This window comes from Gillisia marina (assembly GCF_000258765.1).
Taxonomy (GTDB): Bacteria; Bacteroidota; Bacteroidia; order Flavobacteriales; family Flavobacteriaceae; genus Gillisia; species Gillisia marina.
In genome coordinates this window covers 1-24,832 of the sequence record NZ_AJLT01000058.1, presented here as the reverse complement: position 1 = coordinate 24,832, position 24,832 = coordinate 1, and the positions used below count along the sequence as shown (strand labels likewise).

25 protein-coding genes, 1 tRNA gene and 1 pseudogene are annotated in these 24,832 nt (G+C 34.4%); 8 read left to right on the top strand and 19 right to left on the bottom strand.

What is annotated here, in order from left to right; all coding sequences use genetic code 11:
• The first annotated feature begins 69 nt into the window (after positions 1-69).
• From tsaD to ON07_RS12605, 6 genes and pseudogenes are all read left to right on the top strand, one after another.
• Positions 70-1,092: a tRNA (adenosine(37)-N6)-threonylcarbamoyltransferase complex transferase subunit TsaD gene (tsaD, locus tag ON07_RS12630; protein WP_010232073.1), complete on the top strand. Its 1,023-nt coding sequence runs from the start codon at positions 70-72 to the stop codon at positions 1,090-1,092.
• Positions 1,093-1,096: 4 nt separating this feature from the next.
• On the top strand, positions 1,097-1,807 hold the full coding sequence (locus tag ON07_RS12625; RefSeq protein ID WP_010232072.1) for a 16S rRNA (uracil(1498)-N(3))-methyltransferase: 711 nt from the start codon (positions 1,097-1,099) through the stop codon (positions 1,805-1,807).
• 6 nt (positions 1,808-1,813) lie between these two features.
• Positions 1,814-2,459, top strand: a pseudogene (locus ON07_RS15545) (DUF4159 domain-containing protein).
• Positions 2,460-2,547: 88 nt separating this feature from the next.
• Complete coding sequence (locus tag ON07_RS15540; protein WP_316928155.1) at positions 2,548-2,979, top strand: TrmH family RNA methyltransferase; 432 nt, start codon at positions 2,548-2,550, stop codon at positions 2,977-2,979.
• A 12-nt stretch (positions 2,980-2,991) separates the two neighbouring features.
• Positions 2,992-4,080 (top strand): AI-2E family transporter, encoded by a 1,089-nt coding sequence (locus ON07_RS12610; RefSeq protein WP_010232068.1) that lies wholly within the window; start codon positions 2,992-2,994, stop codon positions 4,078-4,080.
• 10 nt (positions 4,081-4,090) lie between these two features.
• Positions 4,091-5,272 carry a class I SAM-dependent methyltransferase gene (locus tag ON07_RS12605; protein WP_010232066.1) on the top strand — a complete coding sequence of 394 codons (1,182 nt, stop codon included), beginning with the start codon at positions 4,091-4,093 and terminating at the stop codon, positions 5,270-5,272.
• Between the two features lie 157 nt (positions 5,273-5,429).
• On the opposite strand, the gene ON07_RS12600 is transcribed toward ON07_RS12605, so the two are convergent.
• The 19 genes from ON07_RS12600 to ON07_RS12515 all read right to left on the bottom strand — a co-directional run bounded on the left by ON07_RS12600 (position 5,430) and on the right by ON07_RS12515 (position 23,208).
• On the bottom strand, positions 5,430-6,722 hold the full coding sequence (locus ON07_RS12600) for a phenylacetate--CoA ligase family protein (protein WP_010232064.1): 1,293 nt from the start codon (positions 6,720-6,722) through the stop codon (positions 5,430-5,432).
• A 3-nt stretch (positions 6,723-6,725) separates the two neighbouring features.
• Positions 6,726-8,396: an acyl-CoA--6-aminopenicillanic acid acyl-transferase gene (locus ON07_RS12595; protein WP_010232062.1), complete on the bottom strand. Its 1,671-nt coding sequence runs from the start codon at positions 8,394-8,396 to the stop codon at positions 6,726-6,728.
• A gap of 11 nt (positions 8,397-8,407) precedes the next feature.
• A complete protein-coding gene (locus ON07_RS17280) occupies positions 8,408-8,710 on the bottom strand; it encodes a hypothetical protein (RefSeq protein ID WP_237708933.1) in 303 nt (100 codons plus the stop codon).
• The gene (locus ON07_RS12585) at positions 8,704-11,304 is read right to left on the bottom strand and encodes an MMPL family transporter (RefSeq protein WP_237708932.1); all 2,601 of its coding nucleotides are present in this window, start codon (positions 11,302-11,304) and stop codon (positions 8,704-8,706) included. The genes ON07_RS17280 and ON07_RS12585 overlap by 7 nt, the downstream gene beginning before the upstream one ends.
• An 84-nt stretch (positions 11,305-11,388) precedes the next feature.
• Positions 11,389-12,597 (bottom strand): DUF2062 domain-containing protein, encoded by a 1,209-nt coding sequence (locus tag ON07_RS12580; RefSeq protein ID WP_010232060.1) that lies wholly within the window; start codon positions 12,595-12,597, stop codon positions 11,389-11,391.
• Positions 12,598-12,841: 244 nt separating this feature from the next.
• A complete protein-coding gene (locus tag ON07_RS12575) occupies positions 12,842-13,207 on the bottom strand; it encodes a hydroxymyristoyl-ACP dehydratase (RefSeq protein WP_010232058.1) in 366 nt (121 codons plus the stop codon).
• Between the two features lie 68 nt (positions 13,208-13,275).
• The gene (locus tag ON07_RS12570; protein WP_010232057.1) at positions 13,276-13,896 is read right to left on the bottom strand and encodes a LolA family protein; all 621 of its coding nucleotides are present in this window, start codon (positions 13,894-13,896) and stop codon (positions 13,276-13,278) included.
• Positions 13,883-14,653: a polysaccharide deacetylase family protein gene (locus ON07_RS12565; RefSeq protein ID WP_010232056.1), complete on the bottom strand. Its 771-nt coding sequence runs from the start codon at positions 14,651-14,653 to the stop codon at positions 13,883-13,885. Before ON07_RS12565 ends, ON07_RS12570 begins: the two co-directional genes overlap by 14 nt.
• Before the next feature lie 424 nt (positions 14,654-15,077).
• The gene (locus ON07_RS16050) at positions 15,078-15,425 is read right to left on the bottom strand and encodes a beta-ketoacyl synthase chain length factor (protein WP_029331944.1); all 348 of its coding nucleotides are present in this window, start codon (positions 15,423-15,425) and stop codon (positions 15,078-15,080) included.
• Positions 15,398-15,715: a 3-oxoacyl-ACP synthase gene (locus tag ON07_RS16585; RefSeq protein WP_010232055.1), complete on the bottom strand. Its 318-nt coding sequence runs from the start codon at positions 15,713-15,715 to the stop codon at positions 15,398-15,400. Before ON07_RS16585 ends, ON07_RS16050 begins: the two co-directional genes overlap by 28 nt.
• Positions 15,708-16,898, bottom strand: coding sequence for a beta-ketoacyl-[acyl-carrier-protein] synthase family protein (locus ON07_RS12555; protein ID WP_010232054.1), 1,191 nt, complete (start codon positions 16,896-16,898; stop codon positions 15,708-15,710). Before ON07_RS12555 ends, ON07_RS16585 begins: the two co-directional genes overlap by 8 nt.
• A 3-nt stretch (positions 16,899-16,901) precedes the next feature.
• A complete protein-coding gene (locus ON07_RS12550; protein ID WP_010232053.1) occupies positions 16,902-17,159 on the bottom strand; it encodes a phosphopantetheine-binding protein in 258 nt (85 codons plus the stop codon).
• Positions 17,152-17,700, bottom strand: a complete 549-nt coding sequence (locus tag ON07_RS12545) for a hypothetical protein (protein ID WP_237708931.1) — start codon at positions 17,698-17,700, stop codon at positions 17,152-17,154. Before ON07_RS12545 ends, ON07_RS12550 begins: the two co-directional genes overlap by 8 nt.
• Before the next feature lie 55 nt (positions 17,701-17,755).
• A complete protein-coding gene (locus ON07_RS12540; RefSeq protein WP_010232048.1) occupies positions 17,756-18,901 on the bottom strand; it encodes a beta-ketoacyl synthase N-terminal-like domain-containing protein in 1,146 nt (381 codons plus the stop codon).
• Positions 18,902-19,321, bottom strand: a complete 420-nt coding sequence (locus tag ON07_RS12535) for an acyl-CoA thioesterase (RefSeq protein WP_010232046.1) — start codon at positions 19,319-19,321, stop codon at positions 18,902-18,904.
• Entirely contained in the window at positions 19,322-19,771 is a 450-nt protein-coding gene (locus ON07_RS12530) for a hypothetical protein (RefSeq protein WP_010232044.1), read from the bottom strand.
• 98 nt (positions 19,772-19,869) lie between these two features.
• Positions 19,870-20,406: a lysophospholipid acyltransferase family protein gene (locus tag ON07_RS17865; protein WP_316928154.1), complete on the bottom strand. Its 537-nt coding sequence runs from the start codon at positions 20,404-20,406 to the stop codon at positions 19,870-19,872.
• A gap of 349 nt (positions 20,407-20,755) precedes the next feature.
• On the bottom strand, positions 20,756-21,493 hold the full coding sequence (gene fabG, locus ON07_RS12520; RefSeq protein WP_010232043.1) for a 3-oxoacyl-ACP reductase FabG: 738 nt from the start codon (positions 21,491-21,493) through the stop codon (positions 20,756-20,758).
• A 182-nt stretch (positions 21,494-21,675) separates the two neighbouring features.
• Positions 21,676-23,208, bottom strand: a complete 1,533-nt coding sequence (locus ON07_RS12515) for an HAL/PAL/TAL family ammonia-lyase (RefSeq protein WP_010232042.1) — start codon at positions 23,206-23,208, stop codon at positions 21,676-21,678.
• 95 nt (positions 23,209-23,303) lie between these two features.
• Between ON07_RS12515 and ON07_RS12510 the strand changes: the two genes are divergently transcribed.
• Complete coding sequence (locus ON07_RS12510) at positions 23,304-24,542, top strand: NAD(P)/FAD-dependent oxidoreductase (RefSeq protein ID WP_010232040.1); 1,239 nt, start codon at positions 23,304-23,306, stop codon at positions 24,540-24,542.
• 160 nt (positions 24,543-24,702) lie between these two features.
• Positions 24,703-24,787 (top strand) — tRNA-Ser (locus ON07_RS12505).
• Positions 24,788-24,832 lie beyond the last annotated feature (45 nt).

Sequence of the window (24,832 nt, the reverse complement as noted above, 5' to 3'; positions counted from 1 at the left end):
TTTTTTGATATGCTTTTATGTTTTAACTTTGTAAACAATATTAACAATTAATATGCCTACCTTTTCTTAATGGCTTCCCAAAATATATATATTCTGGCAATAGAATCTTCATGCGATGATACTGCCGCCGCTATACTAAAAAACGATACTTTATTGTCCAATATTGTTGCTACCCAAGAGGTGCATCAAAAATTTGGAGGTGTTGTTCCAGAACTCGCATCCAGAGCACATCAACAAAATATTGTTCCCGTAATTCATCAGGCAATTGCTGAGGCAAATATCGACAAAAAAGACATATCTGCAATCGCCTTTACTAAAGGTCCTGGTTTAATGGGATCGCTCCTAGTTGGAACTTCATTTGCCAAATCTTTGGCGCTAGGTCTTAACATTCCTTTAATAGAAGTGAACCATATGCAAGCGCATATTTTAGCTCACTTTATAAAAGAGCAAAATTTTAAAATTCCAGAATTTCCTTTTCTAGCGTTAACAATTAGTGGTGGGCATACTCAAATTGTAAAAGTGACCAGCCATTTTGAGATGGAAGTTATTGGCCAAACCATAGATGATGCGGTGGGAGAAGCTTATGATAAAAGTGCAAAGATCATGGGCTTGCCTTATCCAGGTGGACCTTTAATAGATAAATATGCACAACTTGGCAATCCTAAAGCCTATAAATTTACCAAACCAAAAGTGGGTGGTTTAGATTTTAGCTTCAGTGGGTTAAAAACTGCCATCCTTTATTTTCTTCAGAAAGAAATAAAAGAGAATCCTAATTTTATTGAAGATAACAGAAATGACATCTGTGCCTCTATTCAATATACCATTGTAAATATTTTGATGGATAAGCTCAAAAAGGCAGTGAAAGAAACGGGAATCAATCAAATCGCAATTGGAGGCGGAGTTTCCGCCAACAGTGGAATCCGGAAAGCTTTAAAAGGAGGAGAAAGCAAATACGGTTGGAAAACCTATGTGCCAAAATTTGAATATACTACAGATAATGCTGCGATGATTGGAATTGTGGGATATTATAAATATTTAGCAAAGGACTTTACAGATCTTTCGGTAACCGCGCAACCGCGATACAAAATTTAAAAAGATGCAGTTATTTTACCATCCAGATATAGCCGAAGAAGCTGAACAAATTATTTTCCCTAAAGAGGAAAGTAAACATATAGTGAAGGTATTGCGTAAGAAGGAAGGCGAGCTTTTACATGTAACCAATGGAAAAGGTTTTTTGTTTATTTCTGAACTTACCTTGATTACGCCACAACAATGTATCGCGAAGGTTATTAAGGTTGAAGCTGAAGAAAAACCCAGCTATTATTTGCATATGGCAGTAGCTCCAACAAAAATGAACGACCGTTACGAATGGTTCCTGGAGAAAGCAACCGAAATTGGAGTGATGGAAATAACACCAATTTTATGTGATCACAGTGAGCGAAAAGTGGTTAAATTAGATCGCTTTGAAAGAGTATTACAAAGTGCGATGAAACAGTCTTTGCATTTTACAATGCCTAAACTCAATCAGCCAGTGAGATTCTCTGAGTTTGTTACCGATACTCCGGAGGGAAATAAATTTATAGCACATTGCGAAGATGAGATAGAAAAAAAATCTTTGCAACATTCTTTAGAATTAGGTGAAAAATGCATTATTTTAATAGGACCTGAAGGAGATTTTTCTTCAGAAGAAATCACTTTAGCAATCCAAAATAATTGGAAGCCTGTAAGTTTAGGGAGCACAAGATTAAGAACAGAAACAGCCGCGATTGTAGCTTGCCATACCGTAGCATTGTTCAACGAAGAATAATTTTAAATGAAACAAGCTGTTAGCATATTGTTATTTTGTCTGTTTGGACTATCAATGTCTGGGCAGGAAATTGCTTTGCTAAAATATCAAGGTGGTGGAGATTGGTATGCAAATCCCACGGCTCTTCCAAATCTTATAAAATTTTGCAATCAAAATATCAATACCGCGATAAAGGTTAAGGTTGAAACTGTTACGCCAGAAAGCATTGCTATATTTCAATATCCTTTTATCCACATGACAGGTCATGGAAATGTATTTTTCAGCAACGAAGAAGCAGAAAACCTTAGAACGTATTTGTTAGGAGGAGGATTTCTTCATATAGATGATAACTACGGGATGAATGATTTTATTAGAACTGAATTAAAAAAAAGTGTTTCCTAATAAAGAACTACAGGAATTACCGGCATCTCATCCTATCTTTAGCAGTGCATTTAATTTCCCAAATGGCTTGCCTAAGATTCACGGACATGATGGTTTTGCACCACAGGCTTTAGGAATATTTGAGAATGACAGGCTCGTTTTATTATTCACTTTTGAAAGTGATCTTGGGGATGGCTGGGAAGATCCCGCGGTGCACAACGATCCGCCGGATGTGCGTTTAAAAGCCTTGCAAATGGGTGCTAATATTATTAAATACGTTTTTGAGAATTGAGCTTACAATTAGATCACTCCGAACATTCTGAAGCTAAAAATAAATTTCCCATCATTATTCTAACAGATAATATAATGGGCGAAGCAATATTGGAAGCATCTTTAGGCTTGCTGATGCTTTTAACATTGAAAAAGTAATTTTTTCGGGGTCACCTATCAACTTAAAAAGCAATCGGCTTCGAAGAACTGCCAGAGGAACTTTCGAAAAAGTGGATTTTGATTATACAGAAAATATTCTAGAAACAATTGAAAGTTATATATCCAAGGGTTATAAACCTGTGGCACTGGAAATAACTTCAGATAGTGTCCAGCTAGATCAACTTAAACTTACTTTTGATTCAAAAATATTACTGATTATTGGAAATGAACGACACGGAATAAGTGAAATGGTTTTAGATGCCGTTCAAACTAAAGTTCATATTCCCATGTTTGGAAATAACAGCAGTATGAACGTTTCTCAGGCCGCAGGAATTGCTTTGTACGAATTTTCAAAAACCTTTCTTACCTTTCGTCAGAAATAATATCTTTACCCTGTGAACGCAAAAACATTTTCTTACGGGATTTTAAGGGCTTTAGGAATTATAGTAGGAGTCTTTCTTCTCTTATATTTCCTTTATATAATACAATCTGTACTGGTATATATCGCCATCGCTGGAGTTATTTCTCTAATTGGTAGGCCAATCGTTATTTTTTTACGATCTAGACTTAAAGTACCCAACTTAGCCGCAGTATTCATTGTGCTTCTTTTCGTGTTAGCAGTATTCATAGGGATAATTTTAGTTTTTGTACCAATTGTAATTGAGCAAAGTCATCACTTAGGCCAAATAGACGTTGAGGCTTTTAAGAGCGATATCAATTTAATGAACGAGCAGATAAATGATTATCTGGGAGTTGAGGATATCAATCTAATGGAAAGCTTGAAGCAAAGTGAACTTGTTCAAAGCTTCGATGTAAATCTTATTCCGAAGTTTTTAAACAGTGTTTTTGGAATCTTGGGAGCCACTTTAATCGCTGTTTTTGCCATCATGTTTATTTCCTTCTTTCTTTTAAAGGATAGTAAATTAATGTTGAATAGTATTTTAGTATTCGCTAATAAGGGAGAAGAGGATAAATTTCAGAGAGTTTTTAATAAAATTAAAATCTTATTATCTAGATATTTTGTGGGTCTTACGTTGCAGGTATTTGTATTGTTCATTTTATATTTTTTATTACTAAGTATTTTTGAAATAAACAATCCTTTGGCAATTGCCTTTATATGTGCTTTCTTAAATTTAGTTCCTTATTTGGGGCCTATTTTCGCAGGGATATTAATGGCTTTATTTGTAATTTCCAGCAACCTTGGAGCCGATTTTCAAGTCGTAATTTTACCAAAACTTATTTTTGTGATGATGGGTTATTCCATTGCTCAATTGATAGATAATTTGATAAGTCAGCCCATGATTTTTGGGGCAAGCGTCAGGTCACATCCTTTAGAGATTTTTCTTATTATTCTTATTGCAGGTCTTATGTTCGGAATTATTGGAATGGTAGTAGCAGTTCCTTTTTACACTGCACTAAAAGTAGTTGCCAAAGAAACATTAAGTGAATATAAGATCGTTAAGAGACTTACCCGAGATCTTTAAATCTATAGGCTTGAACAAAGCACTTTTACATCCAGAAGTTAAAAAGTTTATTAAGAAGCATTTGGCTTCAGATTTAACTAAGCTTATTCTTAAAGGATCTCCTTTTCCGGAGCTTAGCATTCAAGAAATTGCAATCCAGATTACCGGAATTAATAAGGCGAAAAATAAATTGCCAACATGGTTTGAAAATAAGAATATTCTCTATCCTCCTAATTTAAATTTAGAACAAACTTCTTCAGAAATCACTGCTAACTATAAAAGTGGATTAATTAGCGGTGATACTCTTATAGACCTAACCGGCGGATTTGGAATAGACGATTATTATTTTGCGAAAAGGTTTCAAAAAGTAATTCATTGTGAGCTTAACGAAGCGCTTTCCAAATTAGCAGCGCATAATTTTTCAGAATTAAAGGCATCTAATATTGAAGCATATGCTGGGGATGGAATCCAATTCTTAAAGGAGTTAGATGAAAAAGTAGATTGGATTTACTTGGATCCAGCCAGAAGAGATGACTATGGCGGTAAAGTATTTCTTCTGGAACAATGCACTCCCAATGTACCAGATAACTTAAAATTGCTTTTTCAGAAATCGGACAATATCTTAATCAAGTCCTCCCCTCTCTTGGATCTTTCTGCCGGAATTGCTGGATTAAGAAAAGTAGTAGAAATCCATATTGTTTCAGTAAATAATGAAGTGAAAGAGCTACTATGGATCTTAAATAGAAATATTTCGAAGGAGATAAAGATCAAAACTATTAATATCACCAAGAAGGAAACTCAGTATTTTGAAGGGGTTTTAGATGATCCAGCAATTGAAGGTTCAAAATATAGCCAGCCATTAAAATTCCTATATGAGCCCAATCCGGCGATTATGAAATCTAAGCTTTTTGACGACTTATCTAAAAAAACCAATACTTCTAAGATGCATTCAAACTCTCATTTATTTACTTCTGAAGAATTTCTGACTTTCCCCGGAAGAAGCTTCGAGATCATAGATATTTTTCCTTACAATAAGAAAGCTCTAAAAAAGTCCTTGAAACTTAATAAGGCAAATATTAGCATTAGAAATTTTCCGAAATCTGTGAGTGAATTGAGAAAGGAATTGAAAATTCAAGATGGTGGGAATGAATATCTCTTTTTTACCACAGATCTTAATCATAATAAAATTGTTTTGGTTTGTAGAAAAGTTTAAACTCTATTTATAAATTATTATAGCATCCTACTTTCGTCAAGCTGAACTTGTTTCAGCTTCTATTTTATTTAAAACTCATTCACATTAAGATTTTGAAATAAATTCAGGATGACACATCTTGATCCTAAGCTGACGTCATGAGTCTAGCGAAGAATCTCTAATGACTCTTATTCCTCAAATCTACAAATAACACCGGTTTTCTACTGCCAATTGGGTTTTTTAAATTATTAATTTCAGTATCGCTAATCATTTCGATATTAGGAATCACGTGTAATCGTATTTGAAAATGCTGTTTTAAACCTTCTAGTTCCAAGTTAGAAATTGAGTTCGGAATTTTAATGGTAAGTAAATCCATTCCAGTTTCATCCTTTTCAACCACGACTACAAAATTAGAAATCACATTAAATTCTACCATTACATCTATAATATGCTGAGGATATAAACTGGTGCCTTTATATTTAATATGCTGTTTCTTTCTACCCAAAACAGGACTTAATCGTATGGTATTTCTACCACATTTGCATATTTCATTCGTATAGCTCACTAAATCTCCAGTAGCAAAACGGATTAGCGGCATGGTTTGAACCTGTAAGGTAGAAAATACTAACTCCCCTATTTCTCCGATTTTTACCGGATTACCTTCCTCATTTAAAACTTCTGTATAAACCAATTCCGGCTGAATGTGGGCTCCTAAATGATGTTCGCATTCCGTAAAGGCTGTAGACATTTCGGTAGAAGCATAAGTCGAAAATAGCTCGATATCCCAAAGTTCTGTGATCTTTTTTCCTAAAGCATTCAATTCGAAATTCTGATCTCTTAGAGGTTCCCCGATACAAATTGCAGCTTTTACAGATGAGTTTTTGTAATCTATTGCATTCCCTTCTGCGTATTCTATCATTTTCAGCAAAAAGGAGGGCACAGCTACTAAATAATTCGGTTTAAAGCGCTCTATGGAATCCCATTGCAAATGTGGTAATCCGCTGCCGGTTCTAATAATTCCGGCGCCTAGCTTTCTTAAACCTAGATAATAAGCCATCCCCGCAATGAATCTTCTGTCCAGTGTGGTTGTAATTTGAACTTTATCTCCTTTTACTAATCCAATCATTTGGAAAGATTGCATTTCATTTAAAGCTAAGCGTTCCAAGTCAGCCTCGTTGTAAAGAAAATTCACTGGACTGCCCAAAGTGCCGGAGGTTGTAACATGGTCTATGATGTCTTCTTGTGGCACACATAAAAATTCGTCATTGTATTGTTGAAGATCTTCTTTTGTCGTTACCGGAATTAAACTTAATTCGGCTTCCGTCTTTATTTCACTTATATCTATACCATGTTCTTTAAAAAGCCTCTTATAAAATTTAGAATTCCTTTGAACATATAATAACTGTTTTTGCAATTCCAGCCATTGGATTCTTGCAATTTTCTCAATAGATTCAGTTTGGATAGGAGTCATATTCTAAAGTTTTCGGTAAGATTTAGCAATCATTTTTTCAAGATATTTCACGTCTGTTAAGGTAGTAACTTCTCTGCTACTAGCTTGTTTAAAATATATAATTGCTTTTTTATATTCTTTTTTCTGATAATAATAATCTCCAGCCAGAGCATAACCTTTCCAATAATTCGGATTTAACTGAATCAATTTATCTAGACCTTCGGTTCTAACACCTTTTTCATCTGTAATCAATTGATGAAACTCTCTGTATAGCTTCCTGAATTCTTCGTAATCTTTATAGGCGTCAGAATAAATAAATTTATCTACAGGAATAGTTTCTGAAGCATTCACCACACTTTCTAGATTAGAACCTTTTCCAAAAATCCCAAAAGCTTCATTTAGATCATAGGCTACAAAAGCTCCTAACTGGTAGGGATTTGCACTCACCCAAACTTTTCCCTCCTCAGGTTTAAAAATAATTCCGTGATGAGCGAGTAGTTGATTGAGCGCTTTTTCATTCCCGAAACCCAAATCGGCACCTTTAAGACCTTCTTTATTTCTTAAGATAGCAGCTGCCTTTTCCGGGTTTAAAAGATTAGGAGTTGCTAGCAACTCCTTCATTCTATCATATCTATATTGGGTATGACTTTCTAAAATTGCTTCAGCATTTCTCTTATCTTCTTGAAAAGCTTCACTCTGGAAATGATTACTACATATAAGCTGATCTGAATTTTGCACTTCATAAACTCCAAAGTTATTAGGAGATACTTCAATTAAAATCGCTTTATTTTCCGATGCGCTTCCAATCATAATAGATTCTGAAACAAAAACTTCTCTTTTCCGAGCTATTGCAATGGCCTCCGTAGTGTTTTCTGCATACTGCAAGATCTCTCTCGCCACAAGTGAAATAGGGGTTTTTGCAATTAAAGGAATCTTAGATTTTCCGGCATTTATAGTTACAGTCAGGCCTTTTTCATTCAAACCGCTTACTACGCCTATCATTCCGCCCCAAGTATACATCATGAATTTATTCCCTTCGTCCGGATTCACAAAAGCTATTATTTTTTCTTCTGCAAACTCATCGCCCGCATAGAAGTCGAAATTCCTGCCTAATAATAATTTTCCGTCTTCGGTTTTCGTATCCCAGGCGGCAAAAGAAGTACATCCAACCAGCATCAAGTCCTGCAATGCATGCCCAATGTCGTGCGCTCCGTGTAAATATAACATTCGAATATACGCGGGAGCAAAAGAATCGTATTGTGGCAAAGCGAATCTTGAAATCCCATAGATTTCTTGTTTGTATTCTTCCGGGATATGTAAATAGATCTTCCGATTAAACCAACTTATCATCTTTTTTAAGAAATTCTGATATCCAGCAGAAGGCACCAAAGATTCTATTTTAGTCATAAATGCAGTCTCTTGCTTGTGCATTAATTCGCGGGTTAAAGAACCATTTATAATTCCTCTTTCCAGCGCATCCCCTTCTACATATAATTCCCAAATACCATATTTATTCTTCAGAAGTGTGTTTTTTCCTATGGAATAAAGGCTGTCGTTATGTTTTGTTCTAAGTGTATCTATCTTTTCTAAGCCTGAGATATCGGGTCTGTCTTGCATAGACTTATTAATCCCACAGGAAAATTGTAGAAGAACAATAAAGAGAAAAGCCCCTATTCGAATTATATTCAATTTCATCCTTCGGTTTGTTAAAGCATTTTTTGAAGCAAGATCACTCCATTTTGGCGATAAAGGATCTCAAAATTTGAATCTACGATCCATTGATAAGGGTAAGCTTCATCTAAAATAATCACTTTTTGAACTTGTTTCGCAACTAATTTATGAATCTCCTTTTCAAATTCTTTATTGATAGATTTAGAAATCACAATCGACTTAAATTCAGAAAAATTCTCCGGGAGTTCATTTTTAAAGGCTATTTTTTGAGATTGTGAAGCGTAACAATTGTTTGCAATCTGGAGTTTCTCTGGATCCAATTCTAATCCTGTTACCAAATTTTCAGGATTCTTAAAATACAAGTAAATTGGCAGTAGCCTAAATCTGAATAAAAGTGAAGAATATTTTCATGTTCTAATAGTTCAGCAACTTTAAGATAGCGATCCCTATTCTTATCGAAATCTCGCTTTACCTGTCTAAATATCTTTTTATACCTGTAATTAGCAAAGATTTCTTTCTTATAATATAATTTATCCTTAGCCGAGTTTCTATTAAAATGAATAGTAAATCCTAAGGCAGTATATGGAGCCAATCCTTTTTTTCGGGGACGAATAAAAAGAAAATCGAAGATAGCACCTTGTAAAATAAATGCCACCGAAACTGCCGAAAATACTCCAATTATAGACACTATAGAAATTGATCTTAAAGCAGGATGTTTGGCAAAGAACAGCGCTCCAATCCCCAGTAAGGTAGTAATTACCGAAAGTAAGATGGAGGTGCGGTAAGTTTTAAGCACCTTGATTCCAAATTCATATTCCTTTAAAAATGCGTTGGTGATAAAGATGCTATAATCCAAGCCCAATCCGAAGATGAACGTAGATATTATGATATTTAGGATATTAAATTCAATATTGAAAAAAGCCATCATCCCTAAGGCGATTACCCAAGTAATCCCAATAGGAAGAAGCGTTAAAAAACTTAAAGTGAACGATCTATAAAAAATTAAAAGAATCATAAAAACTGCTACTATCGAATAGCTGATAAGTTGATTAAAGTCGTTCTTTAAGTTTCCTAAAAAACTCTGATTTAGTTGTTTTCTGTCTATTACGACAACATTTTTCGTTTCTTTTAATGCTGAAATAATTTCTAGTGATGATTCTGAATTTAAATTTATAGAAGTGGTTACAGTAGCCAAATCTTGTTTGGAAGCTAAGAAATCATCCAAATATAAAGTCTTTGTATTTCTATAATCTTCAAGATAAATAGGATCAAAATCTTTAGAGATTTGATCGTAAAGGTTTTCAAAACTTTCTGCTCTAAATCCGAATTCCGAAGATTCTTTAATTAAAGTTGCTTCAAGGTATTCTTGACGTTCGGGAGTCCAGAATTCTTTCCATTTTTTGATTTTCTCCAACTGCGTATTTGTGGAAAGCACTACTCCTCCAATACTGCTAAAACCTTCAATCTGTCCGGAACTTTTTAATACATTAAGTTTTTCATAAAGTTCGTTATTGACCTCTAGCGCTTCATCTGTAGAATTTCCATAAGTAACCAAGTAGATGGATTTTGCAGCATTCCCGACAATTTCCTGAACTTCACTTTCAGCTTGCTTAATTTCATAAGGTTCAAAATTAATTGCTGAAAGGTCATTATTGAATTGAACTTTTGTAAAATGAAAAAGACTGAAAACAAATAAGCCTAATATAGCTAGTACCAAATACGGTTTCTTGTGATAGGCTACGCCTGCAATCTTATCTATAAAAGTATCTTTTGTAGCAACTTTCTCTTTTGGAACTTTATATAAAATTGGAATAAGTATAAGTGCAATCACAGAAGCTACCATAACACTTACCGCTGCAAATATCCCCAAGTCGTTTAATGCTTCACTCTTAACAAACAGCAAGCATAAAAATGCAACTGCAGTTGTGCAGCTACTCATTAATATTGGCACCGTTACGTCTTTGTATAAATGAGAAAGGTCGTTGTTGTTTTTATAGTGCGTTAGAATGTGTAAGGCATAATCCAAGCTGATTCCCAATAAAATAGCGCCAATTCCTACTGAAATTGCCGAAATACTTCCTTTAAAAACGAACAATACTGCAATCGCTGTGATTCCTCCTATAATACTTGGAATGAATAAAATTATGGGAATATAAATTCTTCGATAATAGAAAATTAAAAGCAACAACAGCACTCCACTAGCAAAACCAAGAGTTAATTTAATATCTTTTTTAATCTGGTTTGCATTTGCTACAGAATACAAAATTCCTCCAAAGAATTGGGAATTTACCGATGCATTATCAGAATTTAATGAGCTTTGGATCTCCTTTAATTTTTCAATAAAAACTGCATTTTTATCGGTTTCTGAAGCTGGAAAAGTCGGGGAGAGAAATAGCAAAAGATGCTTTTCATCTTTAGTTAATAGGAAGCTATTGTATAGTTTAAAATCGTCCCCTACTTGTAATTCTTCCAGTTTTTTTAAACCTAGGTTTGTAAAAGAAAGCGGATCCTTAAAAATGAAATCCTTGGTTACCAGTCCGGTTGGGGAAATAATACTTTTATAATCGCTTTTTAAACGTTGCTGAATACTATCTAATTGCAGTCGGTTATTTATTGCCTCATAATCTGAATCATTTAAAAATAACGGCAAATTAGTATAGACAAAATCATAGATCTCTAAGATCCCTTCCTCTGGTACTTTTCCTTGAATGTTTTTTACATATTCCGGAAGATCAGAATTTATGTTGTCTATAAACTGTTGCGCATATTTTGTAAGCTCTTCCGGAGAGGCCTCTTCAGAAGTGGCAGATATAGTAACGATTATTTTATCTGAAAACTCGGTTTGATCCAAGACTTTTTTAAGCACATCTTGTTGCGCTCCTTCAGGTATCAAACTTGTGATATCTTCTTCCAAAGTTATCTTGGAAGCCAAAAAAGACAACAAGAATAAAATCAGGATTCCTGAAAATATCGAGAGAAATTTATGTCGCTTTAAATACTGGTTAAAGTTGAACATTTATGGCTTGATAACCTGTTTTGGATTAGTCATCGAAAATAAGAAATAAAAGACAATCCACAGTGTTAAAGAGATGAATGCTGCCAAGGCCATACTTCCTAAAATATATTGCCATAAACTATCGACAATTTTAGAAGTTGAATCAAAATCTGATAAACTTAATCCCCATCTAAATCCATGTCCGGTTAGCACGTATCCCGCCTGATAACTTGCATAAATAATTATTGGTATAAGTGGTGGAATACTTATGTTAGAAAATAGAAAAGCAATCACTTTATTCAATTTAAAACTTGCCGCAAGAACAAAAACCAATAAGGTATGAAGTCCCCAAAATGGTGAGATTCCCACAAATACGCCAAGCGCGATTGCTGCTGCTTTTTTATGCGCCGGTTCTTGACTTTTTATTACATCTTCGTTCCAGAATTTCTTAAATCCTTTTTCCTTAAAATCCTGATATTTATTTCTAGGGTGAATATATAAAAAGCTCACCAAAACAAACCACATATATAAAAGCACGATTCTAACAATATCCACAAAGGGTCTAAAATGAGAAACCCGCTCTGCTCCTTCTTGATATAAAACTTTTATCGGAATATTCTTAACATCTACATTTCGCCAAACGGCTTTGACAATCACTTCAATTTCAAATTCGAATTTTCTGGTATATAGCGGAATTTTATTAACGAACTCCAAAGGATAAAGTCTATAACCACTTTGCGTATCATGTAATTGATTCCCAGTAACAACCAAATACCAAAAATTAGAAAATTTGTTTCCTGTAGAGCTTTTGCCTGGAATCCCATCTTGTCCCATATTCCGGTCTCCAACAAGTAATAACTCGTTATCGTTTGCTCCCTTTTTCTCTAATTCGTTTAAAAACACATCGAGATCATCGGCATAATGTTGACCATCTGAATCTAAAGTGACGGCATATTTATACCCGTCATTTTCAGCTAATTGAAAACCTTTTTTAAGTGCAGTTCCTTTGCCTTGATTAGTGGGTTTATGAAAAATTGTAAGTTGAGGAAATTGCTTTAAAATATTGAAGGTACCGTCTAAAGAACCATCATTTACGATAATAATGTTGTTTGTATACACCAACACTCCCTGAATAACAGAAGCTAACGTCCTTTCGTTATTGTAAGTAGGAATCACTACACAACACTTTAAGGCATCGAATCTGGATTGAAAAATAGGTGCAGCGCTCAAACAAAAAGGGTTTAAAGAAGCAAAAGTATTGTTTATAATTATTAAAGAAATACTCTTGTGGAATTAATTTTATAGAGGTTAGAATTCATATTTATGTCAAAGCTATAGTGTGTTATGGGATGTCAGGTTGAGCATTTCGACTTCGCTCAATACAGGCTAAAGTCGAAACCTCCTTTAGATTAAAGTTCTCGACTACACTCGAACAGACAATGCGATATAGATATCTACCGACCTCTATATTTTTTTAAACAGATCGATATGTAGCACTGATCTTCAATGAGATACTATCATTCTGCTTAGCAATTCCTTTAAGCTTCACTAGTCCATCTTCAAAAAATATAGAGGATTGTAATAGAATCTTTTCACAAACATTAGGATCTACAACTGCCATAAACTTCACATTCGCAGCGGTTGCTAATTGCAGCTTTTTATTTGATCTTCGCTCTGCTTCTTCTTTAAAAAGTTGCATCAAAATAACTCCCGGAGTTACAGGCCTGTCGGGGAAATGCCCATTGTATAGCTCATGATCCTTATTGATCTTAACTTCAGTTATGAATTCCCCTTCTAGTTCGGTTGAACTTATTACTGAATAAAAATCTTTTAAAAGCATGTACTAAATATTTTCTGAATTGCTAAAATAGAGAGAAAAATATAGTTGTTGGTAAGACTTACTAACATTTAATTCTGAAAAACTGCGGGATGGATAGGCTGATTAAATCTGATATTTTTAAAATCGATCTCCGTATAATCTCCTGATGCCTCCATAAGCCTCACAGTTATCACAACAAAATTCCTATCGAAGAGCAGGACTATTTGATTGAACATTTCTCTAATGCTATTATCTTTTGGAATAACAACTGCTGAAATTAAATTGGTAGTTTTAAAATAAGAAACCTCATAATTCTTTTTGTCTTCTAACAACTTCCCATTAATACTCCCTGAAATTAAGGTTACCAGCTTTTCGAAAAGTTTATTGGATTTGAGATCGGTTACAGATTTATAACCATCGTCATCTATGATTAGTTTATCGTCTTTAAATAATATTTTATAATTATAAGGTTGTCTATACTCCCATTTAAGTATATCTGGAGCTTGGTAATATAACTTACCATTACTAATAGCAGCACCTTTCATCATTTTTATATACTTTGTCTGGAGAAAGTCGCTAGACAAACTTTCCAAGCCGTCAGAACGCTTAGAAACTATCTCTTTAAACTTCAATGTCTCAGCTTCCGTCAAAGGAGTCTGCGCAAAGCTTATAAATGAAAAAAGAAAAACAACTAGTTTAAGAATACGCATCAATTTGAAATAAATTATCTACCCTCACGGACTTATAATCGTTGGTTTGCAAAAATAACAACAATTGTTCCAATATCTCTACTGTAAGAAGTTTGTTATCGTGTAATAAAACAACATCTCCGGGTTTTATGTTTTTAGTAATCCTATTTAAAATGAATTTTTTAGAACTAAGTACTGCATCGTACGATCGCACATTCCAACCAATTACCTGATGGCCTGTACTTTCCAAGGCTCTTTTTACCTTAGGATTAATAATTCCAAAGGGTGGACGAAAAGTTTTTAATGTAACCGCTCCTATTCTAAAAGCGATCTTATCGCACTTAGTAATTTCTTCAATAATTTGATATGTTCTTAAAAAACCCATTTTTCGAGTATGGGAAAAAGTATGATTCCCAACCATGTGTCCTTCCTCAATTATTTTCTGAAAGATTTCCGGATGCTCTTCAATATTTTTACCAATACAAAAGAAACTGGCTTTCATATTAAATTTCTTCAATAAAGCCAATATTTCTAAGGTGTTAGGAACAGGACCATCATCAAAAGTAAGTGCTATTTCTTTGTTTTTTATACTTGAATTCCTATTGTGAGCCTTCACAAAAAAGTTCCATTGTACATTCGTGGAAACCAGTAAGAGAAAAAGTAAATAGGCTAGAATACTTACCAAAAAGCCCCAAATAGATACCATTTCAAAAAATACCAAGGTAAGTCCCAAAAAAAATAAGGGAATAACTAGGCTATTAAATGGCTTGTAATTCAAGGTTTTTGTAATAAGATAAGGCTATGACTATTATTCGAGGACAAGTTATATAAAAGTATATTCTTTGGGCTTTTAACAGCTTTGTCATTTAGTTTTAAAATAGCTGGAATCTGTTGCTTCTTAAAAATTAAACAACTCAACCATATGGCAAAACCGGTAACCGTATTAAATTCTCCAGCTAAATGCTTGTATACAAGCTGACATGTATTAGCAAAGATTGTATTTTGCAATTCATTGTATATCTTATCTTGCTCTAAATCTCCATTCTTTCCAAGAAATACAAGATCCAAATCAGGTAGATTTACTCCATTTTTACCTAAAAAATGGTTAATCTTTTCTGAAATTTCTTTCGATGATTCAGATTTAAAATTCGATACTGCTTTTAATTGAGCATACGATTTTTTTTTTATTTTCAGAAGTTAAGTTAAAGAAAAAAAGCTCCTTCAGAAGTGATAGTTCCTGCAGATTTATGAGAGAACAAGCTTAGGTTCTCTATTTGCTCTTGTTTTAAAAAACCATTCAGATATCCAAAAGAAGTAATCTTATTAGAAACTTCATCTACACCTCCCACCAAAACCGATTTCAAAGTTGGTTTTTCATTCAGCAATAATAAAGCATCTATTAATGCCGACTCTAAAGAAGCGTTTTCCTGAGAATAGGTCACATTATAGCCGGTACACTTCAAATTTAAAGCGATCTGCCCTCCTACGGTGTTGTGAGTAGATTGAATAAATGAGGTAGGCGTCAATAATTCCTCTTCTTGAGTGAGCATGGTTTCCAGAAACTTTTCTGTGTCTTGTTTGCAGCCTTCTCCAGTTCCTGTAATAATAGCATTCGGCACTTCCACCTCGCATCTTTCAAAGCCATTTTTCCCGCGGTAAGTCCCATTTTTATAGCTCTGGACATTCTTCTTAATGCCATAGCCGGAATATATTTTTTAAAATTTGGCGAAGTCGCCTGAAATATATTGGAATTATAACTAATTGGCCTTTCTGAAAAAATAGCTTCTTCAGTTTGAGCAGATATCGCTCCAATCCCAGTGATATAAATAGTTCTACCCATTTTTACTGAAAATTAACGAAGTGCAATTTCCGCCAAAACCGAAAGAATTAGAAAGTACGTGATGAATCGGTTTCTGTTTCAGTTCGGTTATCGGTAATAAGTCTGATTCGCTCATTGGTTTCGAAAAATTCAAATTTGGAAAAATCACATTATTCTGAAGGGATACTATGCTTAAAACTGCTTCTAAAGCACCAGCCGCAGCTAAGGTGTGTCCTGTAAAGCCTTTTTTAGAACTAAAATCAGGAATTTTAGAACTAAAAATCTGCTTTAAGGCATTACTTTCTGAAAGGTCGTTATTTCTGGTTGCAGTTCCATGAGCATTGATATAATCTATTTTTTCAGTCGATATTCCTGCAACTTCGAATGCATCTTTCATTGCCTTATATGCGCCCTCACCACTTTCGGAAGAAGCCGTTTGATGAAAAGCGTCATTAGCATTTCCATACCCAAGTACTCGTCCAATTACATTTTTACTTTTCACTAAATGTTCAGCCTCCAAGACTAGATAAGCTGCCCCTTCCCCCAAATTCAATCCATTTCTGGAATCATCAAAAGCTTTGCATTTATCTTTAGAAAGAATTTTTAAAGAATTAAAACCGTTTAAAGTGAATTTAGTGAGGCAGTCTGTTCCTCCTACAATCACACGATCCAATTCCCCTGACTTTATAAGCCTAGCCCCCAGCATAATTGCATTAGCTCCAGAAGAGCATGCAGTGCTAATGGTAGTTGTATAGCCTTGAATTTTTAAATATTCTGAAATTTTATTAGTAGTAAACCCTGGATGTTGCGCGGGAATATATTGATGATTTGCAGTAGATTTTTCGTATTCTAAATAATATTTTTCTGTAGCATCTATGCCTCCTACACTAGAACCGGAAATAAAACCTGTAGAGAGCAAATCTTTTGAAGTTAATCCCGAAGAGTTAATAGCTTCTTGTGCAGCAATAATTCCTAAAAAGGCAGCTCTGGTATAGGAATGATCTCCTGATAATTGAAGCCTTTTTTCAAAACTGGAATTAGAAAATTTTATTTCTCCAACAGGGAGATGCCTATGTTTGGTTTTTAGAATTTCAGGAAACGAAAGCCCGTCTTGAGCTTTGAGTAAGGAATTTAGATTTTCCTTTACTCCGTTGCCAATAGCTGAAATAATTCCCATTCCTGTTACTGCAACTCCTTTATTCATGGATTATTTAGTTCTGTGAGACTCTATATATTCCGCCATTTTATTAATAGAAATAAATATTTCCTTTCCTTGGTTAGGATCGGTTAATTTAATCCCGTAATCTTTCTCTAGCAACACGATTAATTCCAATGCATCTATAGAATCCAACCCCAATCCGTCCCCAAACAGTGAATCATTATTATCTATATCTTCGATGCTTAATTCTTCTAAATTAAGCTGTTCTATAATACTTTGTTTCAGCTCTGTGCGTAAATCACTCATTTTCAATTCCATATAATTCTTCTAGGTTTTCCTTGGTAAATGGAATCTCTCCATTTTTTGAAACTAGGCACAAAAATACATCATATTGGTCATTTTTCAACTCTAGCCATCCACAAACCACATTGGAAGCTTTTCCTGAATTCAGTAAGGTTTCAGAATAATCTAATAGCAATTCCGCATTAAATTTATCTTCAACAAAAAACACATTCTCGCTTTGGAGCTTATGTTTAATACTAATTTCCCCAAGAACAATATTTGGCAAGGTATACACAAAAACCGCCGGGGAAACTATGTTTTCCATAGATTGCTTGTGTTTTAGATCTATATCGTGACTTGAAGAACTATTAGAAAAAACCAAAGCGGTATCTGCATCGATCTCTTGATTCAGCAATAATATATGAGAACTTAAGATTCCCAGTTTACACAAAGAATCCATTTTATGATATTTTGGATACTTCAGCTCTAATATTTTATAAGCATCTTTTGAAAATTGTGAGAATCCAACTTCCTTATCAAAAGAAAGAATTGTTTCCTTTTTCAAAGAGATTTTTTCATTTTTGATCCTGATAGAATTTGTGATAAAAAGATTTCGAGCCTTATCCATTATTAATTTTTTTAAGGATCAGGGCTAAATTACAACCACCAAAGCCTGAAGCTGTTTTTAGCGCCGTTTGAAGTTCTTTCTTTACTAAATTCTGAATAATATTTATGGGTTTTGAAACTCCTAATTCCTCGAAATTAAGTGAAGGGTATAATTCATTATTAAGCAAGGAATGTTTTGCAAGAATGGTTTCTATTAGCGCTGAAGCTCCTAACGTATGCCCATAAAACCCTTTAAAACTATTAATTGGAACATGATTTAATCCTGCCCTATTAAATGCAACCGCTTCCATCTCATCGTTAAATACCGTAGCAGTGCCGTGAGCCGACAAATAATCAATTTCCGAAGCTGATAGTTGCGCTTCTTTTAAACCCTGCTGAATACTTTTATATAAACCTTCGCCGGTTCTTGAGGGTCCGGAAATATGATTGGCATCATTTGCTGAAGCATCTCCAATTAGAGCAATATTATCTCCTTTTGTAATTTCTGAACTCACTAAAACCGCTGCAGCAGCTTCTCCCAAACTAATTCCATCTCTTGTTTTTGAAAAGGGTCTACACAGAGAATTACTTAATGCCTGAAAAGATTGAAACCCTGAAGTCACAAAGTCCGAAACCAGATCTCCTGCTACGACTACTGCATTATCAAATTTCCCAGCTTGTATAAATCTTTTGGCAATAGCCACTGCCAATCCGCCGGAGATACACGCATTAGATACAATAATTGGTTGAAGTTCAAAACCAAAGAAGTTTTGAATAATCTTGCCTAACGAATTTAAACTTGCTCTATCTTCCGAAAAATTTTGTGGATTGTCCCACAGATTTATATTTCCCTTAGTACTAGAAATAATGAGTGCAGTAGTTTTTAGATCAATCTGCTTGTTATTATTTAATACACTTTGAATAGCGAGCAACATCATTTGCTCTAGCTTCGTAAATTTTTTGGCGTCTCCGAGTGCTGAAAATTCATCGGCTAAAAAAGTCGGATCAATTATTCCGGCATAAAAACCTCCATTTTGAAATCTACTATTAGCATGGAATTGCAACCCGGAATTCCCGGCCTTAATCGCATTTATATTTTCTGAAGTAGAAAAACCAAGTGGAGAGATAATTGAATCTTCCTGTAATAAAATATCCATCATTTAGATCAAGCCCATTTTCTTTTTCCAATCTAAGAAAAACGGTGGATTAATCAGTACAAGTTCTCGACTTTCATTTAAAAAGACCTGAGTTGTTTCTCCAATACAAATTAATTTATCATCCTTAAAGATCTTATAAGTAAACAGAAGTTTTGCGGCTTCCACTGGTTGAAAACATGTTTCCACCTCAAAAGTATCGCCATATTGTAAAGGTAATTTATGCTCGCAACTCGATTTCACAATTGGTGTTGAAAAACCCCTTTCCTTCATATCCAGATAAGAAATCCCATGCTGAATACAAAAATTCTCTCTTCCGTCTTCGAAGTACTTTAAATAATTTCCATGCCAAACGATTTTTAAAGGATCGCATTCATTGAATCTTACCTTGAGTTGGATTCTGGATTTAAGAGTCTTTGAGGACATTTATTCTACTGTTACCGTTTTCATTTCTGAAGTTGCCACCACTTCTCCTTTTTCATTTACTGTTTCAGCAACTACTAAAGTTACGCCCATTACTTCTTTTAAAATTTCAACATTTGTAAGCAGTTTAGAACCGGCTTTTGGAAGCGATTTTATTTCAATAGTTTTTATAGCACCAATAAACCCCGTTTTTGGCTTATCTAAGCCAGATAAAAACCCCTGATATCCCCGGTGTAAGGACATACTTTGCGCCATATGTTCAATAAGACCTGCTTCAGAAAAATGCCCTTCTTCTACCAAAATATTATCGGCCGGTATAAGAAATCCGGTTTTCCCTGTAAGTGCTGTATATTCGAACAAAGCGTCTACCATTACAAAAGGGGACTTTTGTGGAATAAGCTGAATAATTCGCTTTGGATCTAGAATAGGTTCTATTAGTAAGTTTTGCTCCATAACTTTTAAAATCAATATCCTCGCTACAATGTCTTCGAGGAAGAATGAGAACTATTTAATATCTTAAAAAAAACCATCAGGTTAAATAAATAAACCCTCTATGATGGGTTGAAATCATTCCAATAATCGTAATAATTATACCACTGATGTGGATATTTTCTCACCATCCCTTCCAAGTCTCCAAGATAGGCTTTTAATAATTCTTTTGGAGAATTCGAGTCGCCTTCAAAAGGTCTTGCAAAAAAGTGATAGTGAAAGTCTTTTTCCCTCATTATATGCACAAACAACACAGGTATTTGGTTACGTGCCGCCAATTTAAAGGGACCTTGAGGAAATTTTGCTGGTTTTCCCAGTAATTCTTCAGTATAAGTTTTGGCATTTTTATAATATCTATCTGCCGCGAAAACTAAAAGTTCATTCTTTTGTAAAGCTTCATTCATCAAAAAAATATGAGAAAGATCGTCTTTTAAAATGATAGTTTTTATAGCGCTTTTTCCAGTAACCGACTCTAAATAACTTTTGATCTCCTCATGTTCCAAATCGGTCATAATAAGATTTACAACTGCAGCATCATGCTTATCACTAAAAAAATACTGAGCCAGATTGAAATTTCCAATATGTGCGGTTAGAAGAATTCCGCCTTTTTTCTTTTCAAGTAGCTCATTAATATGATGAATTCCATCAAACTCGAAACTATATTTATTTTTAGTCCAGCCCCGATGGCAATACGATCTAATTGGATTCTCCCAAAGGTGAAATAACTTTTATATACCTGATATATAGAGCTCAATGCAGAATAGTTTAATCTTTTTCGAAATAGATAATAAGTGCTTCTTGTTGAGTTGAAGGAAAAAACTATGAAATAGGCAGCAACAAATAAGAGTACAAAATAAGAAGCATACAGTCCGAAAGTTTTTATTATAAAAACATAGATTTTAAATCCTAGAACGGTTCCTCTCGATTGCCCTTTCCACTCTGCCATGCTTATGAATACAAACCACCATTAATATTAATAACTTCTCCGGTGATATACGATGATTTTTCTGAAGCAAGAAAGGAAACCAGATTTGCAACTTCTTCAGCTTCACCAAATCTATTCAATGGAATCATTTTTTTAAGACTGGTTTCATCAAAACCTGCTGTCATATCCGACTTTATAAAACCGGGTGCCACCGCATTTACAGTCACTTTTCTTTTTCCTATTTCTTGAGCTAAGGCTTTAGTGGCTGCAATCACAGCGCCTTTAGCAGCAGAATAGTTTACTTGACCCGGATTTCCTTTAAGCCCCGAAAGTGAAACTATATTAATAATTCGCCCGTAGCGTTTTGTGAGCATATTTTTTAAAACTGCTTGAGAACAATTATAAAAACCGTTAAGGGAAGTGTTTATAACAGCTTGCCAGTCATCAGGCTTTGTCCAGATAAATAAGCCGTCCTTTGCAATACCTGCATTGTTGATAAGCACTTCAATAGTGCTTTCAGGGTTTTTAATCGTCCATTCTTCTAGAATGTGAGAAACTTCTTCGGTATTAGAAACATCAAATTTTAAGAGTTCACAACGCACTTGTTTAGCAACAACAAGTTTTTGAGTGTCTAGGGCAGCATTTTCATCAGAATTAAAATTCAGTAAAATATTATAACCTAGATCTTCAGCGAGTTTCAAAGCGATTGCTTTTCCTATTCCTCGAGATCCTCCGGTTACTAAAGCATATTTTAATTTCATCTTAGACCTTCTTTAAACTTAAAATGTTTACCCTTGTTTGCAATAATTTTATTTCGTAATCCTGTCCCGAAACGTTGCGATATTTCAGGGTTTCAATTTATTAAATTCTTTAAAAGAAAATGAGATTCTGAAACTAGTTCAAAATGACGTCTCTTTTCAGATTATAACAATTATTAAATTTGTTAATAAGCATCCTGGGTTTTAATAAACTCTTTAATGATTTCCTGAGTTTTATAAAGTGGTAAATCCTCTTTTATTTCAGGAACTAATTTATTTAATATCTCAAATTTATCACGAGTAGCTGCAGATAACTGCTCCTTCATATCCAGATGCCTCAAAGCTTGAACTATTGTAAGCAGCTCAACACTTAACACTTCAAAAGCATTATCTATAACTGTTTTAGTTACAGTGGCAGCGTTGGTTCCCATACTCACAATATCCTGATTATCGTTATTGTTAGGAATGCTGTGTACATACATGGAATTTGATAACATCTGATTCTCTGCCGTGGTGGAAACCGCACTAAATTGCGCTCCCTGCATTCCGAAATTAAGACCTAGAACCCCTAAATTGACAAAAGGTGGCAAAATATTATTCAGTCGGTCGTTTAAAAGGTAATTCAATTGGCGCTCTGCCAACATCGTTAATTTGGTAACCACCAACTTCAATTTATCCATTTCTAAGGACACATAATCTCCATGAAAGTTTCCGCCATGATATACGTGCTTTCTTTCCACGTCTATTATAGGATTATCGTTAGCCGAATTCACCTCTTCGATCAGGATTTTTTGAGTATGTTCAATCGTATCGTATACAGGTCCTAAAATCTGCGGTACACAGCGTAAACTATAATATTCCTGAACTTTTTCTTCAAAATATTCATTTTCAGGATTTTTCCCACTGTATAAATGTTCATTTCTATCGCGGGTTAATGAGGAATCTTTTAAATGATCTCTCATTTTTGAAGCTACTGCCTGCTGCCCCACATGAAGTTTTGTACCGTTTAATTCTGAAGATAAATGATCATCATAAGCTTCGACAATTTCATTGATTGCTGAAGAACAGAAAATAGACCAATTCAATAAGCGTTTTGCGTAAATAACATTTACAATTCCAATTCCAGTCATTGCTGAGGTACCATTCATCAAGGCCAAACCTTCGCGCTGCTCTATTTTTATAGGTTGGATATTTTCTTCTGAAAATACTTCCGCTGTATTTCGTTTTACGCCTTTAAAATAGACTTCTCCTTCTCCAATAAGTACTAAGGCCAAATGTGCCAATTGCACAAGATCTCCAGAAGCTCCTACACCACCGTGTTCAAAAATTAAAGGGGTAATATCTTTATTGATAAGCTGCTGCATAGTTTCTACAACCGATGAATGCACACCGGATTTACCTAACGCCAAGGTGTTTAACCTAGCAAGCATTAAAGATTTTACGTACAAAGGCTCCATAGGTTTCCCCATTCCTGAAGCATGACTTCGTATAAGATTATATTGAAGTTTTTGCCTATCCTTGTCCTTGATCTTATACTGAGCCATCGGCCCGAATCCAGTATTCACCCCATAGATCACTTTGTTTTTAGAAAATTCTTCTAAAAACCTAAAGCTTATAGACATTCTCTCGATAACTGAAGGATCTACATATATTTTAGAATCTTCAAAAAGAACTTCATAGAAATTTTTAAAATCAAGAGCATTGGTGATTTGGAGCATACTTTAGAAATCCGGGATTATTAGTAGTGTAGCCTTTACAGGAACTGTTAATTCTCTTAACAAATGTACTATATTTACAACGCAAATGAAATGGAATGAAAAAGGAAATTGCAGAAATTCTTATTTTTGGTGCGGGTCCTTCAGGAATGGTCTCTGCCTCTTATCTTCATAATCAAGGAATAAAAGTTTTAGTTGTGGAAAAGTCTATTTTTCCAAGATTCCAAATTGGGGAGAGTTTAATTCCGCAGTGTATGGATAATTTGGATGAAGCCGGGTTATTGGAAGCCGTTAAAAAAGCCGGGTTTCAAAAGAAATTTGGTGCTCGTTTTATAAAGAATGATAAGGTTGGTGAATTCGATTTCTCTGAAAAACATGGGGATGGCTGGGATTGGACCTGGCAAGTTCCCAGAGCCGACTTTGATAATTGCTTAGCGCAAGAAGCCCAAAGAAAAGGAGTTAAAATTTTATTTGATACTGAAGTAATACATGTTGAATTTGAGGGCAGCCGATCTACAACTATTGTAAAAAATTCTGAAGGAGAACTTACAAAAGTTGAAGCAGATTTTATTATTGATTCCAGTGGATTCGGAAGAGTTTTAGCAAAACAATTGAATCTGGAAGCTCCTCCACAGATTGCAGCTCATTCTTCAATTTTTACGCATATAGAGGAACTCGATCGTCCAATAGGAAAGGAAGGAGAACTTATAACTTTTGAAGTTTTAGAAACCCAGGTTTGGTTTTGGTATTTTCCTTTTTCCAATGGAAATTCCAGCTTAGGTTTTGTAGCACCTAGCAAGTGGTTCGATCAATTTTCGGAGGATTCTACAATTGCAATGTATGAAATGATCGAAAAATTGAAATTTTATAATAATCGATTTAACGATTATAGTTTTATATTTAAACCAATTAAAGTTGATAATATCAGTAGAAATGTGACAAGGTTATACGGAGATGGATTCGTACTAACGGGAAACAGCGCAGAGTTTTTAGATCCCATATTTTCCTCTGGAGTATCTTTTGCAACTGCATCCGGATTATTAGCTGCTAAACTGATTATTAAAGAAAGAAATGGCACCAAAGTTAATTGGGAAGAAGAATATATAAAATATATTAAAGAAGGTGTGCATGTGTTTTCCAGTTATGTAAAAGAATGGTATTCAGGAAATCTTCAAAAGATCATTTTTCACCCCAATCCAAATCCGGAAATTAAAAAACAAATTTGTGCAGTTTTAGCTGGCTATGTTTGGGATACGAGTAATCCATTTGTAAAAAAACATAATCAAATACTTCAAAATTTATCGAGATTAATAGAATTAGAACAGGCTTCTAAATAAAATTAATATTTATTTTTAAGGTTAATTTTCTGACCCCGACCCATTTAATTAAATCTTATAATTTTTATGTTGAAAAAAGGTATAAAAGGTTTGGATTGTAAATAGGTAAAAGTTAGATTTGCAACCGCAAAATACTTGCAATAAGTTCTTAAAATTTAACGGAGAGTTGCCAGAGTGGTTAATGGAGCAGTTTGCTAAACTGTCGACGAGCAATTGTCGCATGAGTTCGAATCTCATACTCTCCGCAAATCGATTAATTCTAAACGAATTATTCGGGGTGTAGCGTAGCC